Source organism: Shinella lacus, from assembly GCF_010994755.1.
GTDB lineage: Bacteria > Pseudomonadota > Alphaproteobacteria > Rhizobiales > Rhizobiaceae > Shinella > Shinella lacus.
Window position 1 is genome coordinate 18,793 of the sequence record NZ_WHSB02000004.1, and the last position, 16,325, is coordinate 35,117.

The following is a 16,325-nucleotide window of genomic DNA, read 5'->3' on the forward strand; positions in this document are numbered from 1 at the left end:
CCTACTGCTCCTTGCTGTCGAGGTCCTGCATCAGGCTCTTGGCGAAGTCGCAGGCGGGGAAATCCGGGTTGATCTCGCAGGATTGCAGATAGTGCCGGCGTGCCGCGCCGGCATCCCGGCCGACGCCCTCGCCGATCTGGTAGGATTGCCCGAGCATGGTGCAGCCCCAGGCGTCGCCGTCACCGCAGCTGATGGAAAATGTCCGGAAGTAGCAGGATGACAGCGCCTCGGGCGCGGCCTCCCCCATCGGATCGCCGTCATATTGCCCGTTGCGGATGCCGGAAGCGCGGTTTGTGCAGCCGCCGCGGCTGCCGAGCGCGCAGGCCTCGGCAAACAGCATCTGCGCCAGATGCGGCGAGACGGCGGGTTTCGCATCCTCGAAGACGCGGCCAAGCGCGAAGCAGGCATTCTCGTTGCGCCATTCCATGCAGTCGCGGTGGCAGGCGTCGAGATCACGCTCGCAGCGTTCTTCCGACCAGTCGGCGCTCGCCCAGACGCCCTTCCAGAGCGGCCGGGCCGTCTTGGCGATATCGGCGGGGCAGACCTTGTAATGCGACTGGATTTCTTGGCTGTCGCGAACCAGCGCGCCGACGGCATCGTAGCTACTGACGACGGATGGCGCGGCATCGTCGCCCTCCGCCCGGACCACCGGTGATGCAAGCATCACGGCGATGGCCGAGGCAGCAAGCAGGCAATGCCGCGCCGCCGCCAATTACATGCCCTGCGGGCCGCGGTTCATCGCCGCGATGCCGGTACGGCAGACTTCGGAGAGGCCGAGCGGCTTCATGACGGCCACGAACTGGTCGACCTTGGAGGATTTGCCGGTGATCTCGAAGATGAAGTGATCGACCGTCGCATCGACCACCTTGGCGTGGAAAGCGTCCGCCAGGCGCAGCGTTTCCGCCCGCATCTCGCCGGAGCCGGTGACCTTGACCAGCGCCACTTCGCGCTCGATCGGCCGCTCCTGCCCCATGATCTTGGCGCGAACGGTGAGATCGACGACCCGGTGGACCGGTACGATGCGCTCAAGCTGCGACTTGATCTGTTCCAGCACGCCCGGCGTGCCGCGCGTCACGATGGTGATGCGCGACAGGTGCGATTCATGCTCGGTCTCGGAGACTGTGAGGCTTTCGATATTGTAGCCGCGGCCGGAAAACAGGCCGATGACGCGCGCAAGCACGCCCGGCTCGTTGTCGACGAGCACGGAGAGCGTGTGGCTCTCCGCGACCTGGGTTTCCTTGGCGATGAAATAGGCAGAGCCCGTGGGCTGTAGGTGTGCGTTCATAATCTTCTCTACCTTTTCATCAAACGAGCTGGCGGCCCTTGGCGTCGATCGCATTGGCGACCGCTTCGTCCGTGGCCTCGTCGGGAAGCAGCATTTCGTTATGCGCCTTGCCGGACGGGATCATCGGGAAGCAGTTGGCGAGGTTGGCGACGCGGCAATCGAAGATGACTGGACGCTTGACGTCGATCATCTCCTGGATCGCGCCGTCGAGATCACCCGGCTTGTCGCAGGAAATGCCGACACCGCCATAGGCATCCGCAAGCTTGACGAAGTCCGGCATCGCTTCCGTGTAGGAATTCGACAGGCGGTTGCCGTGCAAGAGCTGCTGCCACTGGCGCACCATGCCCATGTATTGGTTGTTCAGGATGAAGATCTTGACCGGCAGGTTATACTGAACCGCACAGCTCATTTCCTGAATGCACATCTGGATCGAGGCGTCGCCGGCAATGTCGATGACGAGGCTGTCGCGATGCGCGACCTGCACCCCGATCGCCGCCGGGAAGCCGTAGCCCATCGTGCCGAGGCCGCCCGAGGTCATCCAGCGGTTCGGCTGCTCGAAACCGTAGAACTGCGCCGCCCACATCTGGTGCTGGCCGACTTCCGTCGTGATGTAGGTGTCGCGGTCCTTGGTCAGCTCATAGAGCCGCTGGATCGCATATTGCGGCATGATGACGTCGTTGCTCTGCTTGTAGGCAAACGAGTTGCGTGCCCGCCACCGGGCGATTGACGACCACCAGTCGCCCTGGATCGCCTTGTCGTAATCCTTGGAGCCTGCGCGCCACAGCCGGACCATGTCTTCCAGGATATTGCCGACATCGCCGAGGATCGGAACGTCGACGCGGACATTCTTGTTGATCGAGGACGGGTCGATATCGATGTGGATCTTCTTCGAGTTCGGCGAAAAGGCGTTCAGGCGGCCGGTGATACGGTCGTCGAAGCGCGCGCCGATGCAGATCATGACGTCGCAATCATGCATCGCCATGTTCGCCTCGTAGGAACCGTGCATGCCGAGCATGCCCAGCCAGTTCTTGCCGGAATGCGGATAGGCGCCGAGGCCCATCAGGGTCGAGGTGATCGGGAAGCCGGTGATCTCGACCAGCTCGCGCAGCAGCCGCGAAGCCTCCGGGCCGGAATTGATGACGCCGCCGCCGGAATAGATGACCGGACGGCGCGCCGTCTTCATCAGGTGGACGGCCGCCTCGATCTGGCGGGCATCGCCCTGCAATTTCGGCTGGTAGCTCTTCTGGATGGGGGCTGCGGACGGCGGCGTATAGGTGCCGGTCGCAAACTGCACGTCCTTCGGGATATCGACGACGACCGGGCCGGGACGACCGGACTGGGCGACGCGGAAGGCCTCATGGATGATGCGGGCGAGATCGTTGACGTCCTTGACCAGCCAGTTGTGCTTGGTGCAGGGGCGCGTGATGCCGACCGTGTCACACTCCTGGAAGGCATCCGAGCCGATGAGCGTGGTCGGGACCTGGCCGGTGAGGCAGACGAGCGGGATCGAATCCATCAGCGCGTCCTGCAGCGGCGTGACGGCATTGGTCGCGCCCGGGCCGGAGGTGACGAGCATGACGCCGACCTTGCCGGTGGAGCGGGCATAGCCTTCGGCCATGTGGCCGGCGCCCTGCTCGTGGCGCACGAGGATATGCTCGATGTCGTCCTGCTGGAAGATCTCGTCATAGATCGGCAGGACGGCACCGCCCGGATAGCCGAAAATATGTTCTACGCCATTGTCCCGCAGCGCCTGCAAGACAATTTCCGCGCCCGTCATCTGGTTTTCTGTTCCGCTCATCGGATTCCCGTCCGTCTCTATTCGTATTTCGGGGTGATTATCGAATTTCTGGGCATAAAAAAAGGCCCCTTGGAGGAGCCTGCTTACCGCGCATGGGTGCTTTCGCCGGATGGTTACACCATCCTGCCCATGCGCGTTCCCACCACAAGAATGTTTGCCGTCAGATTTTTCATGGGGCGAAGTGTTAGCCACAAAGCCCACGCACGTCAACGCCCTTTCCATCTGTTTCGAAACGGCACGGATTCCCGCATATTTGAGAAACTACAACTCAAAGATGCGTCGCGCCGAAACGTCTTATTAAGCGGCAGCCGATAAGGTCACTCTTTGATGGCAAGGAGTGCCGTGATTGCTGAACAATGATTTCCAAAATTCGATCGTCGCCGGCGAGCAGGAGCGCCGGGATGGCATGGTGGGCAACCGTCTGCTCGGGCGCATCGTCGCCTGCAACGGGTCCCGTGCCACGATCAGCGCTGTCGCCGAGGGTGGCCAGACGGCGCTTACGGAACTCTGGGCGGTCGGCCGCCTCATCTCCATCTCCGTCGGTCGCAACCGCGTCGTGGCGCTGGTCTATTCCATGTCCACCGACCAGCAGAGCTGGGTGGAGAACCACGACACGGTCTTCCGCATCGAGGTCGAGCTTCTCGGCGAAGTGAATGTCAGCGCGGATGGACGCGAGACTTTCTCCGCCGGCATCACGGACTATCCCCATCTCGGCGCGATCGCCCACCGCATCCGCGCCTCCGACCTCGCCAAGGTCTATGACACCGGCAAGAACGACGTCTGCACGATCGGCAAGCTGACGCAGGACGAGACGCTCGACGCGACGATCCATGTACCCTCCATGCTGGAGAAACATTTCGCCATCGTCGGCACGACTGGCGTCGGCAAGTCCACTTCCGTCACGCTGCTGCTGCACAAGGCGATCCAGGCCGATCCGCGCCTGCGCGTGCTGATCCTCGACCCGCACAACGAATTCGCCTCCGCCTTCGGCGACCTCGCCGTCGTCATCGATACGGATACGCTCGACCTGCCCTTCTGGCTGTTCCGGCTGGAGGAATTCGCCGAAGTCGTCTTCCGCGGCCGCCCGCCGGTGCCGGAGGAGATGGACATTCTCCGCGACCTGATCCCGGAAGCCAAACGCGCCTTCCGCGGCACGAGCGAAAACGGCCTGATGCGCCGCGCGACCGAGAAGAGCTCGGTGACGGCCGATACGCCGGTGCCCTTCCGCATCGCCGACCTGCTGGCGCTCGTCGACGAGCGCATCGGCAGGCTCGAAGGCCGGTCGGAAAAGCCGCATCTGCGCTCGCTCAAGGTCAAGATCATGTCGGCGATCAACGACCCGCGCTATCATTTCATGTTCTCCTCGAACACGATCACCGACACGATCCTCGACACGATCGCCCGCATCTTCCGCATTCCCGGCGACGGCAAGCCGGTAACGACCTTCCAGCTTGCCGGCATCCCGTCGGAAGTCGTCAATTCGGTCGCCTCCGTGCTCTGCCGCATGGCCTTCGAAATCGGCCTGTGGAGCAATGGCGGCGTGCATATGCTGGTGGTCTGCGAAGAGGCGCACCGCTACGTGCCGGCCGATCCCAAGCTCGGCTTCACGCCGACGCGCCAGGCGATCGCCCGCATCGCCAAGGAAGGCCGCAAATACGGCGTCTCGCTCGGCATCATCACGCAGCGCCCCGGCGAACTCGACCCGACCATCCTCTCGCAGTGCTCGACGATCTTCGCCATGCGCCTTGCCAACGAGCACGACCAGGAAATCATCCGCTCGGCGATCCCCAATTCCTCATCCTCGACGACGAGCTTCATCTCCTCAATCGGCAATGGCGAGGCGATTGCGTTTGGCGAGGCCGTCGCGGTGCCGATGCGCATGCGCTTCACGCGCGTGGAGGCGGACCGCCTGCCGAAGACCAACGGCACCAGCGTCAAGGTCACCGACGAAACGCCACAGAGCGTCGACCTGCGCTCGATCGTGTCGCGCATGCGCGCGATCTCCGGGCCGGATATTTCCGGATTCCAGAATTCCTACCTCGCCTCGCAGCCCCAGGGCGCCCTGCCAACCGGCTACGAGGATGCGCCCTACGAGGACGAGGAAGACTATATCGACACGCTCCAGGCCGCCGCTGCCACCGCCGCAGCGCGACCGGCAACGCCGCCCATGCCGGAACCCTACCGACCGGACATGCTGCCTGGCGCCCAGGGCGCCTACGAACCGTCGACACAGGAGCGCTTCGAGTCGATCCGCCGCGAGCTCACCTCCGAGCCGCCGCGCCCGGCCGCCGATCCCTACCGCCAGCCGGCGCGCCCCGCCCCGGCCTTCGGCGAACAGCAGGAGCCCCGGCGCGAAGGATCTTCGATCCGCGAGCAGCTTTTGAAGAAACCGCTAAGCAGTCTTATTCGACGCTAGAGGATAGCGGATCGATCCGCTGCCAGCTGTCATCGAGCTGGTTGCGGAACCAGGTCATCTGGCGCTTGGCATATTGCCGGGTCGCCGCCGCGCCGCGTTCGATGACCTCGGCCTCGCTCATCTCGCCCACCAGCATCGCCGCGATCTGCGGCACACCGATCGCCTTCATGACCGGCATGGCGGGCGAAAGATCGAGCGCCAGCAGTGCCTTCACCTCCTCCACCGCGCCGGATGTCAGCATGGTGGCGAACCGCCGGTTGATGCGCTTGGCAAGCACGGCGCGGTCGGGCAGCACGACAATCTTTTCCGCCCGCTCCGGATCGATCACCGCCGGCCCCGCCGCCGCCTGGAACGTGGAAATCGACCGCCCCGTCGTCTCCAGCACCTCCAGCGCGCGAAGAATGCGCTGGCCGTCGCCCGGTTTCAGGCGGGCGGCCGTCTGCGGGTCGCGCCCCGCAAGGTCTCGGTGCAGGGCCTCTGTCCCTTCAGCGGCAAGTCGGCCGCGAACGCGCTCGCGAACATCGTCGGGAATGACGGGCATATCCGCAAGCCCGCCGGTCAGTGCACGAAAATAAAGGCCCGTGCCGCCGACGAAGACCGGCAGCTTGCCGCGCGCCCTGAGCTCAGCCACGAGGCCCGTCGCCTCGCGCTGCCAGTCGCCGGTGGAATAGGCGGCACCCGCCGGCACATGACCATAGAGGCGATGGTCGATGCCGCCCATATCCTCCGGCTGCGGCCGCGCGGTGAGGATGTTCAGCGTGTCGTAGACCTGCATGCTGTCGGCATTGACCACCACGCCATCGTGCTCGCGCGCCAGCCGTACGGCGAGCGCGGACTTGCCGCTTGCCGTCGGTCCGGTTATCAGGATCGCGTCCTGCTTTCGATCAAGGTTTCTCATCATGGCTTTCGTTGCCACGCTTGTCGCCAATCCGTCAAATCCTGTCCTGACCCCAGCGCTCGCCGAAAAGGCCGCCGATCACGTCAAGGCCTCCGGCCTCTACTGGCTCGCCGACGGCATCGCCTGCGACATCGCGCTGCGCGACGACAGCGATATCGCCGCCGCGCGCGACAAAATCTCCGCGACAATCGGCAACGCGCCGGTCGATTTCGCCATTCAGGACGCGGAAACGCGGCGCAAGAAGCTCCTGATCGCCGACATGGATTCCACCATGATCGGCCAGGAATGCATCGACGAGCTCGCCGCCGAAGTCGGCCTCAAGGACCGGGTGGCAACCATCACCGCGCGCGCCATGAACGGCGAAATCGCCTTCGAGCCCGCCCTTCGCGAGCGCGTCGCGCTGCTGAAGGGCCTGCCCGTCTCCGTCATCGACGAGGTCATCGCCAAGCGCATCACGCTGACGCCCGGCGGGCGCGAACTGATCGCGACCATGAAGGCCAAGGGCTTTTACACCGCCCTCGTCTCGGGCGGTTTCACTGTGTTCACCAGCCGCATCGCCGCCATGCTCGGCTTCGACGAGAACCGCGCCAACCTGCTGCTCGATGCCGACGGAAAGCTCACCGGCGAAGTGGCCGAACCGATCCTCGGCAAGCAAGCGAAGGTGGATGCCCTCATCGAGATTTCCGAACGCCTCGGCATTTCGCCGGAAGAGGCGATGGCCGTCGGCGACGGCGCCAACGACCTCGGCATGCTGCACCTCTCCGGCGCCGGCGTCGCCCTGCACGCCAAGCCGGCCGTAGCAGCGGAAGCCAGGATCCGCATCGACCACGGCGACCTCACCGCGCTGCTCTATCTCCAGGGATATCGCAAATCGGATTTCGTGACGACGTAAGCCGGTCGCGGAAAACCTCGCTCCGCACGCTCCGCCATCCTTGGACACACACCTCTCCTCCGTCATCCTCGGGCTTGACCCGAGGATCCACGTGCCACGGCACGCCTTGAGCTCGTGGCATGGGTCCTCGGGTCAAGCCCGAGGATGACGGAGGAGAGGTGTGGCGGATTGGCCGCTGAAGCAGTGCTCCAGCGGCCCGATTCTATCCGGCAATTTTCGCCGGCAAGCTCCTGAACGGACTCGCCTTTAGTCGATGCGCACCGTGATGTAGCGCAACGCGCCGGTGCGGTTGGCGATCATCAGGAGCGCGTTGCGCCGGTCTTCCGATTTCAGCTTGGCGACGCGGGTCTTCACCTCTTCGGCGGTCGTCACGGCCTCCTGGCCGACCTCGACGATCACATCGCCCGGCACGATGCCGCGCTCGGAGGCGGCCGATTCCGGCGTCACTTCGGTGATCACGACGCCCTTGACGCTTTCGAGGATCTCAAAGGTCTTGCGCGCCTGCTCGTCGAGGTCGCTGATGCCCATGCCGAGCACCGTGTCGGCCTTGCTGGGCTGCACCTGCTCGCCGGTCTGCGGCGTCGTGCCGTCCTCGGTCGGGGTGTCCTCCTGGGTCACGGCGTCGTCGCCGGCCTCCTTCTCGCCGTCCTCGAGGCGGCCGAGGGTGACCTTGACGGTCATCTCCTTGCCGTCGCGCAAGAGCACGACGTCGACCGCCTTGCCGACCGGGCTTTCGGCCACGACGCGCGGCAGGTCGCGCATCTCATCGACTTCCTTGCCGTCGAAACGGATGATGACGTCGCCGGTCTCGATCGAGCCGTTGTCGACCGGCCCGCCCTTGATGATGCCGGCAACGAGCGCGCCCTTCGCCTCGGCCATGCTGAGGCTTTCCGCAATATCGTCGGTGACCGGCTGGATGCGCACGCCAAGCCAGCCGCGCCGCGTCTCGCCGAAATCGCGAAGCTGCGTGAAGATGTTCTGCGCAAGCTCCGTCGGCACGGAGAAGCCGATGCCGATCGAGCCGCCCGACGGCGAGATGATCGCCGTGTTGATGCCGATGACCTCGCCCTTCATGTTGAAGAGCGGGCCGCCGGAATTGCCGCGGTTGATCGCGGCATCCGTCTGGATGAAGTTGTCGTAGGGGCCGGCATTGATGTTACGGCCACGGGCAGAAATGATGCCGACCGTCACCGAACCGCCAAGCCCGAACGGGTTGCCGATGGCCATCACCCAGTCGCCGATGCGCATGGTGCGGGAATCACCGAAGGGCACCGCCTTCAGCGGCGCTTTCGGCTCGACCTTCAAGAGCGCAAGGTCGGTCTTCGGGTCGGTGCCGACGAGCTTCGCCTTCAGCTTCGAGCCGTTGGCGAAATTCACCTCGATATCGTCCGCGCCCTCGATGACGTGATTGTTCGTGGCGATGAAGCCCGAGGGATCGATGACGAAGCCCGAACCGAGTGAATTGACCGTCTGCCCCTGGTTGCCGCCGCCCTCGCCGCCTTCGCCCTTGAAGAATTCGTCGAAGAAATCCTGGAAGGGCGAACCTTCCGGCACCTGCGGCACGGGTGCCTTGTCGTCGCTCTTGACGTTCTGCGAGGTGGAAATGTTGACCACCGCGTCAAGCAGACTTTCGGCAAGGTCGGCGACCGAATCCGGGCCTGCCGCCGGCTTCACCTGTGCTAGCGCCGGCGCCACGAACGGCCCACCCGCGACCAGCGAAAAACTCATCGCGAGCGCGAGTGCCGTCTGCGCTGCGCTGGACCTCATCTTCAAAGCCATATTCGGCATCCTCTTGTCCTGGCCATCGTGGCGAGTGTTTGCCGCGGATACGGCGAAAATCAGTCCGCCGCGTTGAATTTGATGTGAAGTCTTGCCCGTCTTCGCGGGCGGCTGCAAGCCGTCGCGTTCACCCGCCCCGAATGAACCAGACCATGACCACGCCGAGCGCCACGGCAACGAGCCCCGAGACGCGCAACTGGCTTTCCGGAATCTGCGGCAACATTTCCGCCATGCGCTTCAAAATCGAAGGGGCCAGTGCGTACACCAGCCCCTCGATGATCATGAAGAAGGCGATTCCCGTCAGGAAATCGGCCACGGCGTCAGTTTGCCGTCGTCGTCGGCGTCGTTGCCGTGCCGTTCGTCGTGCCCGTCGCAGCCCCCGAGGTGGTGGGCGTCGTGCCCGCCGCATCCTCGAAGTAGCGGAAGAATTCCGACTGCGGCGACAGCACCAGCGTGGTGTCGGACGACGTCATGGACGCAGCGTAGGCGCTCATCGACCGGTAGAAGTCGAAGAAGGCCGGGTCCTGCGAGAAGGCTTCGCCGAAGACGCGGTTGCGCTCGCCTTCGCCCTCGCCTCGCAGGATTTCCGAATCGCGCTGGGCCGCGGCGATGAACTCGACGACCTGGCGGTCGGCGATGGCGCGGCGGCGCTGGCCTGCTTCGTTACCGCGGGCGCGGATGAGTTCGGCTTCCGCCAGACGCTCGGCCTTCATGCGCTCGAAGGTCTGCTGCGAGACTTCCTGCGTGAGGTCCGTGCGACGGATACGCACGTCCGAGATCGTGAGACCCAGGTTGGAGGCGTCGTTCGTCAGTTCGCCGCGGACTTCGCGCATCATCGACGCGCGCTCTTCCGACAGTGCGGATTCGAAGCCGCGCAGACCGTAGACCCGGCGAAGGGCCGCATCGAGACGGGTGCGCAGGCGCGATTCGGCCGATTCCCGGTCACCCGAGACCGCTTCGCGGAAGCGGCGCGCATCCGTGATCTTGTAGACCACGAAGGCATCGACTTCGTAGAACTTGCCGCCCGAAACCTGGACGCGGATATCGTCGAGATCGAAGCGCAGGGCCTGGTCCTGGATGTACTGCACGCTGTCGGCATCCATGAAGCCGAAGGGCAGCTTGAAGTAGAGGCCGGGCTCGGCCTTGACGTCCTGGATCTGACCGAAGCGGATGACGATCGCCTGCTGGCGCTCGTTGACGACGAACACCGACGAATAGGCGATGAACAGGAGAACGCCGACGGCGATCAGAATGGCTGGTAGACGGTTGCCCATTACTGAGTGCCCCCCGTGCTCTGCTGTTGCTGGGTCGTTCCGCGGCCGAGTTCGTTCAGCGGCAGGAAGGGTACGACGCCCTGTCCGCCCTGCTTCTCGTCGATGATGACCTTCTTGGAGTTCTTCATCACGCCTTCCATCGTTTCGAGGAAGAGGCGCTTGCGGGTCACGTCGGGAGCCAGCTTGTATTGCTCGTAGACCGAGAGGAAGCGGGACGCTTCACCTTCCGCCTCCTTGACGACACGGTCCTTGTAGGCGGCAGCTTCTTCACGCAACTGCGCCGACTGACCACGCGCAAGGCCGAGCTTCTGGTTGGCATACTGGTTGGCTTCTTCGAGGAAACGGTCTTCATCCTGCTCGGCGCGCTGCACTTCGTCGAAGGCGTCAGCCACTTCGCGCGGCGGGGCCGCATCCTCGATCGCGACGGTGTTGATCGAGATGCCGGCGCCATAGGCATCCATGGTCGCCTGGATCGTCGTCTTCACACCTTCCGCAATCGCCTGGCGGTTGTCGCGGAAAATGTCCTGGGCCGGACGGCGGCCGACGACTTCGCGCATGGCGCTTTCGGAAACCTGCTGCAGCGTCTCTGCGGGATATTCGAGGTTGAAGAGGTAGGCTTCCGGATCCGTGACCGAATAGAGCACCGAGAACTGCACGTTGACGATGTTCTGGTCGCCGGTCAGCATCAGGCCGGAGGCATCCGAATTCGACGCTGCCGTGCGGCGGCCGATATTCTGCTGCTGCTCGGTGATCTTGACGAGTTCGACGGTTTCGAACGGCCACATGTGGAAGTGCAGGCCGGGCATGGAGATTTCCTGCTTCGGCTTGCCGAAGCGCAGTTCAACGCCGCGCTCGTCCGGCTGGACGGTATAGATGGAGTTCATCAGCCAGAAGACGCCGACGAGCAGCAGCGCGATGACGACCGCGCCACCATTGATGCCGCCGGGCATGACGCTCTTCAGCCGGTCCTGGCCGCGCCGGATGATATCCTCAAGGTCCGGCGGGCCGCCATTGCTGCCTCCGCCGCCGCCGCGGGGACGGTTCGGTCCCTGCCCCCATGGCCCCTGATTGTTTCCGCCACCGCCGCCGCCGCCGCCCCAAGGGCCGCCGCCGCCGTTCTGATTACTCCAGGGCATCAATACCTCTTTCTCTCAAATCCCCATGAAGCATGTCCGCATTTCTCCGAAACACGAAAACACTCCATTTCTTGTTTATGCGCAGTTCCGGATGCAAAACCGCATCGCACTTTTGCCGGAACTGCTTCAGGCCGCATCTCGCGGAATGTTTCGCCGCGCTACGCAAGGTGAACCCGTTATAGGTATCCCTCCGGCACCTTTCAACAAATCCGCGTGACCTGACGGGTTTGTGCGGCAAAATAGTTCGTGATCGGCACGATTTATGGTTTACGCGGCCGTCTTCCGGCGCCAGGTGACGAAGCGCATGGCGTGGCTGTCCTTCTCGCCCTGCGGGATCGGCTCTTCGATAGTCTTTTCGAAAACGCCCGGATCGATCTCGGGAAAGCGCGTATCGCCCTCCACATCCGCCTCGACATGGGTGACATGCAGCACGTCCGCGCGGTCGAAGACCTGCGCATAGATCTGCCCGCCGCCGATGACGCAGATTTCGTCCACGCCGAGGTCCTTTGCCTCACGACGCGCGGCGACCAGTCCCTCGTCGAGAGACGAGACGACTTCGGCGCCCGGCGCCGCAAAACTTGCATCGCGGGTGATGACGATGTTCGGCCGGCCCGGCAGCGGCTTGCCGATCGAAGCCCAGGTCTTGCGCCCCATCAGCACCGGCTTGCCGAGCGTCAGCTGCTTGAAGCGCTTTAGGTCCGACGGCAGGCGCCACGGCAGGTCGCCATCGCGGCCGATGACGCCGTTTCGCGCGACGGCCACGACGAGGACGATCTTGGCTTCGGTCATGCGGGTTCCTGAAAATCAAACGGCTATGGGCGCCTTGATGGTTGAATCGGCTTCGTAGCCGATAAGGGTGAAGTCATCGAATTTGAAGGAGAAAAGGTCCTTCACGTCCGGATTGAGCTTCATGAAGGGCAAGGGTTTCGGCCGGCGCGTCAATTGCGTGCGCGCCTGCTCGAAATGGTTGGCATAGATATGCGCGTCGCCCAGCGTGTGCACGAAATCGCCCGGCTGCAAACCGCTCACCTGCGCCACCATCATGGTGAGCAGGGCATAGGAGGCGATGTTGAAGGGCACGCCGAGGAAGATGTCGGCGGAGCGCTGGTAGAGCTGGCACGAGAGCTTGCCGTCCGCCACGTAGAACTGGAACAGGCAATGGCAGGGCGGCAGCGCCATTTCGTCGACGAGCGCCGGGTTCCAGGCCGAGACGATATGGCGGCGCGAATTCGGGTTGCGCTTGATGCCGTCGAGCACCGCGACGATCTGGTCGAGATGCCTGCCGTCATGGGTCGGCCAGGAGCGCCACTGATAGCCGTAGACCGGGCCGAGCTCGCCATTCTCGTCGGCCCATTCGTCCCAGATGGTGACGCCGTTTTCGTGCAGGTAGGCGATGTTGGTGTCGCCCTTCAGGAACCATAGCAGCTCATGGATGATCGAGCGCAGGTGCAGCTTCTTGGTGGTCAGCACCGGAAAACCTTCGGAAAGGTCAAAGCGCATCTGGTGGCCGAAGACGCCGCGCGTGCCGGTGCCCGTCCGGTCCGGCCGGTCGGTGCCGTTTTCCATCACATGGGCGAGAAGATCGAGATATTGCTGCATGGGCGCCGCCGATTCGTTGTCCAGCGTGAGATACTAAAGCGAGAGCGGCGGCGACCATAGGGCGAAAAGGGATTTCCCCGGTTTTCCTTAGGCCAGCGCGCCGAGCGTTCCGAGTTCCTTGGCGGTGAGATAATAGAAGGTGACGCGCGATTTCGTGCGGTCGTCGGCCATGGCCTTGCAGACTGCTTCGACCGCCTTGTCGGCGGCCTCGCCGGTGATGCCGAACTTCTTGGCACACCACTTTTCCTTGACGCGGTTCAGTTCGTCGGGGTCGGAGCAGGAGACCAGCGAGGAGTCGCGGTTGCGCAGCGCGATGCCGAGATGGCTTACGATCTTCTTGACGATGGCCTCGTCCGCACCGCTGTCATATTTGCGGACATCTGCGAGATAGTCGGTCATGGGGTCTCCTCTCCGGTCACTCGGCCGCCGCCGTCATGGTGGTCCTGCCGACGCCCATGTTTTTCACGCTGTGATGGCAAGTCAAGCGCTAATAAACGCCTGATCTGCGGCGCGTCCTGGCGCCTGCCCTCGCCTTCTGGTGGCATTTTTGTACTTTCTGAAGGAATTTCCGGTAGGTGTATCCGGATGGCCGGCCCGGTGGGGCAGGCCGCAACGAACGGTCGCCGCCCGTGAAACAGACTGAGGACTATTCGCACCGTTTCCGGCTTGCCTATGGCATGGCCTCTCTTGCCGTGGGCGCGCTGACGATCGGCTGGGGCCTGGTTTTCGCCTATATGCAGGCGTGGTCGCTGGCGGCGATGGATGCGGCCGTGGTGATGACGGCGATTGCCAGCTTCGCGCTGGCGCGCGGCAACCAGCTTTCGGCCGCCCTCATGTTCTCGCAGATCGCCTTTTTCGTCATCGTCGTCGTCTTCTGCCTGCTGTTCGACGTGCCGAACGATGCCGCCCCGCGGGTCTGTCATCTCTTCCTGCTGGTGCTCACCCTGCTCGGCTACATCAATTACCGGCGCGAGCAGTCGGTTGCGCAGCTCGTGATCATCGCGCTTTGCCTTGCCGCCTTCGTGGTCTTCGCCAGCACCGAGGCAGCCCTGCCCTTCGCACAGCCGATCGCCGACGAATACCGGCTTGTCGGCGCCTGGGTGAACACGATCATCGCCGTCGTCATGCTGTGCGGCGGCGTCTACGTCATGCAGCTCGAATTCGCGCGAAATCTCGACCAGGCGCGTGAGATCCGCATCGCACTCGCCAACCGCGAATTCGAACTCTTCTACCAGCCGCAAGTGGACGAGACCGGCCGGCTGATGGGCGCGGAAGCGTTGTTGCGCTGGAAGAAGGCCGATGGCAGCTATGCGCCGCCGATCGATTTCATTCCGCTTGCCGAACAGGCCGGGCTGATGCCGGCGATCGGCGGATGGGTGGTGCTGGAAGCCTGCAAGACGCTCGCCCTCTGGCAGCAGGAGGAAGGCGCGCGCGATCTCGTGCTCTCGATCAATGTCAGCGTCGACCAGTTCATGAAACCCGATTTCGTCGCCTCCGTGCTCAGCCGCATCGAGGCGCTCAAGGTCGATCCGGCCCGGCTGAAGCTGGAATTGACCGAAAGCCTGATGGCGACGGACATCGATACGATCGTGGAGAAGATGCGGGCGCTGCGTGCGGCCGGCCTTACCATCTCGCTCGACGATTTCGGCACCGGTTATTCCTCCCTCAGCTACCTGCGCCAGTTGCCCATCCACGAGATCAAGATCGACCGCTCCTTCGTGCAGGAGGCGCCGGAAAACCTGCGCAACCGCTTCCTGCTGAAAAGCATCTTCGATATCGCCCGCATGCTCGATCTCTCCGTCGTCGCCGAGGGCATCGAGACGAAGGAACAGTTCGTTTTCCTGCAATCCTTCGGCTGCACCGAGTTCCAGGGCTATTATTTCGGCCGCCCGATGCCGCTTGCGGATTTCCAGAAACACTGGGCGCAGGACAGCGCCCCGCCGCTGGCCGAAACCGCCTGAGCCAAACTTCCACATATCCTTGTCATAAAACCCTTTTCTTGGCGCAAGAGAGCGCCTATATGTGAAGTGCTGCTTCGGCAGCTACGGCAATAAATGAGCGGTGTAATAAACCCATTGGACCCGGGGGCGGTACCCGGCGCCTCCACCAAAAACCGGTCATACGCGACCGACCGGCTTTTGATGGGGGCGAAATAGGATCGACAAGGGCGTAAAGATCGACTTTTTGCTCGGCATTGTACCACCGTTATCGGGCTAAACTTGTAGTTGCAAACGACAACTATGCGGAAGCTCGTCTCGCTGCTTAATCGCGGTGTGACACTTCACTCAAAGTCCTAAGGGGTCGCACTCTTAGGCGGGGTCCGAAGGCACCTGGCAACAGAAGCCTTCACCTTCTCCAATCCCTTGAAATGGTCTATAGCTGTGCCAGATGACTCGTGCCGGAAGGTATGAGAACGCGTTGCAATGCCTGATGACAAAGGCTGGAAGAAAGACAGGAACTGATGGCGCAAGACCACATTCGTTACGACATTCTCGCCCAGGACGCGCTGCGCAGCGTCATTCGCAAGGTTCTGTCCGAAGTTGCGGTCACGGGACACTTGCCCGGCGAGCACCATTTTTTCATCACCTTCCTGACCAATGCCCCCGGCGTGCGCATCTCGCAGCACCTGAAGGCGAAATATGCCGAACAGATGACCATCGTCGTCCAGCACCAGTTCTGGGACCTCAAGGTCACCGAGAGCCTGTTCGAGATCGGCCTCTCCTTCTCCGACACGCCGGAAAAGCTCGTCATCCCGTTCAACGCGATCCGCGGCTTCTATGACCCGTCGGTCAGCTTCGAGCTGGAATTCGACGTGCCGGCCGTGGAGGAGGAAGAAGAGCACTCCGCCGAGATCACCGCCTATCCCGCTTTTGCGGAAAAGGTCGAGGAGACCACCACGGAAGAGCCGACCCCGCCCACCGGTGGCGACGACAACAACAAGGGTGGCTCCGTCGTCTCGCTCGATTCCTTCCGCAAGAAGAACTGAGTTTTTCGCGATGAGCGGCGACGTCGTCAATCTCCGCCAGTTCCGCAAGCAGAAAGCCCGCTCCGAAAAGGAAAAGCAGGCCGAGCAGAACCGCGCCGCCTTCGGTCGTACGAAGGCGGAGAAGACGCTGACGCGCGCGCTGAACGAAAAGGCGCAGAAGTCGCTCGACCAGGGCCGCATCGAGCGGTCCGACGACGATAAGGACTGAGATTTCAAACGCTTGCCGGAAATATCGGATTCGATCTGCCAATCGCCTGATTCA

The 16,325-nt window shown here is 63.3% G+C and carries 16 protein-coding genes and 1 other RNA gene; 6 read left to right on the forward strand and 11 right to left on the reverse strand.

Features of this window, described 5'->3' with window-relative positions:
* Nucleotide 1: 1 nt before the first annotated feature.
* The 3 genes from GB927_RS11545 to GB927_RS11555 are packed head-to-tail and all read right to left on the reverse strand — an operon-like array spanning nt 2 to nt 3,083.
* On the reverse strand, nt 2-712 hold the full coding sequence (locus GB927_RS11545) for an SEL1-like repeat protein (protein WP_256117036.1): 711 nt from the start codon (nt 710-712) through the stop codon (nt 2-4).
* Entirely contained in the window at nt 713-1,285 is a 573-nt protein-coding gene (gene ilvN, locus GB927_RS11550) for an acetolactate synthase small subunit (RefSeq protein WP_256117038.1), read from the reverse strand.
* A gap of 19 nt (nt 1,286-1,304) precedes the next feature.
* Nucleotides 1,305-3,083: an acetolactate synthase 3 large subunit gene (locus GB927_RS11555; protein WP_256117039.1), complete on the reverse strand. Its 1,779-nt coding sequence runs from the start codon at nt 3,081-3,083 to the stop codon at nt 1,305-1,307.
* Between the two features lie 406 nt (nt 3,084-3,489).
* Between GB927_RS11555 and GB927_RS11560 the strand changes: the two genes are divergently transcribed.
* Nucleotides 3,490-5,499, forward strand: a complete 2,010-nt coding sequence (locus GB927_RS11560) for an ATP-binding protein (RefSeq protein ID WP_256117768.1) — start codon at nt 3,490-3,492, stop codon at nt 5,497-5,499.
* On the opposite strand, the gene miaA is transcribed toward GB927_RS11560, so the two are convergent.
* Nucleotides 5,486-6,400 carry a tRNA (adenosine(37)-N6)-dimethylallyltransferase MiaA gene (miaA, locus tag GB927_RS11565; RefSeq protein ID WP_256117040.1) on the reverse strand — a complete coding sequence of 305 codons (915 nt, stop codon included), beginning with the start codon at nt 6,398-6,400 and terminating at the stop codon, nt 5,486-5,488. The genes GB927_RS11560 and miaA overlap by 14 nt on opposite strands.
* Here miaA and serB point away from each other — a divergent pair.
* Nucleotides 6,399-7,289 carry a phosphoserine phosphatase SerB gene (serB, locus tag GB927_RS11570; RefSeq protein WP_256117041.1) on the forward strand — a complete coding sequence of 297 codons (891 nt, stop codon included), beginning with the start codon at nt 6,399-6,401 and terminating at the stop codon, nt 7,287-7,289. The two genes, miaA and serB, sit on opposite strands and share 2 nt — an antisense overlap.
* 246 nt (nt 7,290-7,535) lie before the next feature.
* Here the strand turns inward: serB and GB927_RS11575 are convergent, their stop codons facing one another.
* The 7 genes from GB927_RS11575 to GB927_RS11605 form a co-directional block, all read right to left on the reverse strand.
* Nucleotides 7,536-9,017 carry a DegQ family serine endoprotease gene (locus GB927_RS11575; protein ID WP_256117769.1) on the reverse strand — a complete coding sequence of 494 codons (1,482 nt, stop codon included), beginning with the start codon at nt 9,015-9,017 and terminating at the stop codon, nt 7,536-7,538.
* Between the two features lie 178 nt (nt 9,018-9,195).
* Nucleotides 9,196-9,384 (reverse strand): DUF2065 domain-containing protein, encoded by a 189-nt coding sequence (locus GB927_RS11580; protein ID WP_256117042.1) that lies wholly within the window; start codon nt 9,382-9,384, stop codon nt 9,196-9,198.
* A 4-nt stretch (nt 9,385-9,388) separates the two neighbouring features.
* Nucleotides 9,389-10,342 (reverse strand): protease modulator HflC, encoded by a 954-nt coding sequence (gene hflC / locus GB927_RS11585; RefSeq protein ID WP_256117044.1) that lies wholly within the window; start codon nt 10,340-10,342, stop codon nt 9,389-9,391.
* Complete coding sequence (hflK, locus tag GB927_RS11590; RefSeq protein ID WP_256117045.1) at nt 10,342-11,478, reverse strand: FtsH protease activity modulator HflK; 1,137 nt, start codon at nt 11,476-11,478, stop codon at nt 10,342-10,344. The genes hflC and hflK overlap by 1 nt, the downstream gene beginning before the upstream one ends.
* Nucleotides 11,479-11,745: 267 nt before the next feature.
* Complete coding sequence (locus GB927_RS11595) at nt 11,746-12,267, reverse strand: dihydrofolate reductase (protein WP_256117046.1); 522 nt, start codon at nt 12,265-12,267, stop codon at nt 11,746-11,748.
* Nucleotides 12,268-12,282: 15 nt separating this feature from the next.
* On the reverse strand, nt 12,283-13,077 hold the full coding sequence (locus tag GB927_RS11600) for a thymidylate synthase (RefSeq protein ID WP_256117048.1): 795 nt from the start codon (nt 13,075-13,077) through the stop codon (nt 12,283-12,285).
* Nucleotides 13,078-13,164: 87 nt separating this feature from the next.
* A complete protein-coding gene (locus GB927_RS11605; protein WP_256117049.1) occupies nt 13,165-13,476 on the reverse strand; it encodes a DUF2853 family protein in 312 nt (103 codons plus the stop codon).
* 230 nt (nt 13,477-13,706) lie between these two features.
* Between GB927_RS11605 and GB927_RS34395 the strand changes: the two genes are divergently transcribed.
* The 4 genes from GB927_RS34395 to GB927_RS11625 all read left to right on the forward strand — a co-directional run bounded on the left by GB927_RS34395 (nt 13,707) and on the right by GB927_RS11625 (nt 16,271).
* A complete protein-coding gene (locus GB927_RS34395; protein ID WP_256117050.1) occupies nt 13,707-15,038 on the forward strand; it encodes a putative bifunctional diguanylate cyclase/phosphodiesterase in 1,332 nt (443 codons plus the stop codon).
* Between the two features lie 29 nt (nt 15,039-15,067).
* Nucleotides 15,068-15,428: a transfer-messenger RNA gene (ssrA, locus tag GB927_RS11615) on the forward strand.
* 110 nt (nt 15,429-15,538) lie between these two features.
* The gene (locus tag GB927_RS11620) at nt 15,539-16,063 is read left to right on the forward strand and encodes an SspB family protein (protein ID WP_256117051.1); all 525 of its coding nucleotides are present in this window, start codon (nt 15,539-15,541) and stop codon (nt 16,061-16,063) included.
* A 10-nt stretch (nt 16,064-16,073) separates the two neighbouring features.
* The gene (locus tag GB927_RS11625; protein ID WP_256117052.1) at nt 16,074-16,271 is read left to right on the forward strand and encodes a DUF4169 family protein; all 198 of its coding nucleotides are present in this window, start codon (nt 16,074-16,076) and stop codon (nt 16,269-16,271) included.
* Nucleotides 16,272-16,325 lie beyond the last annotated feature (54 nt).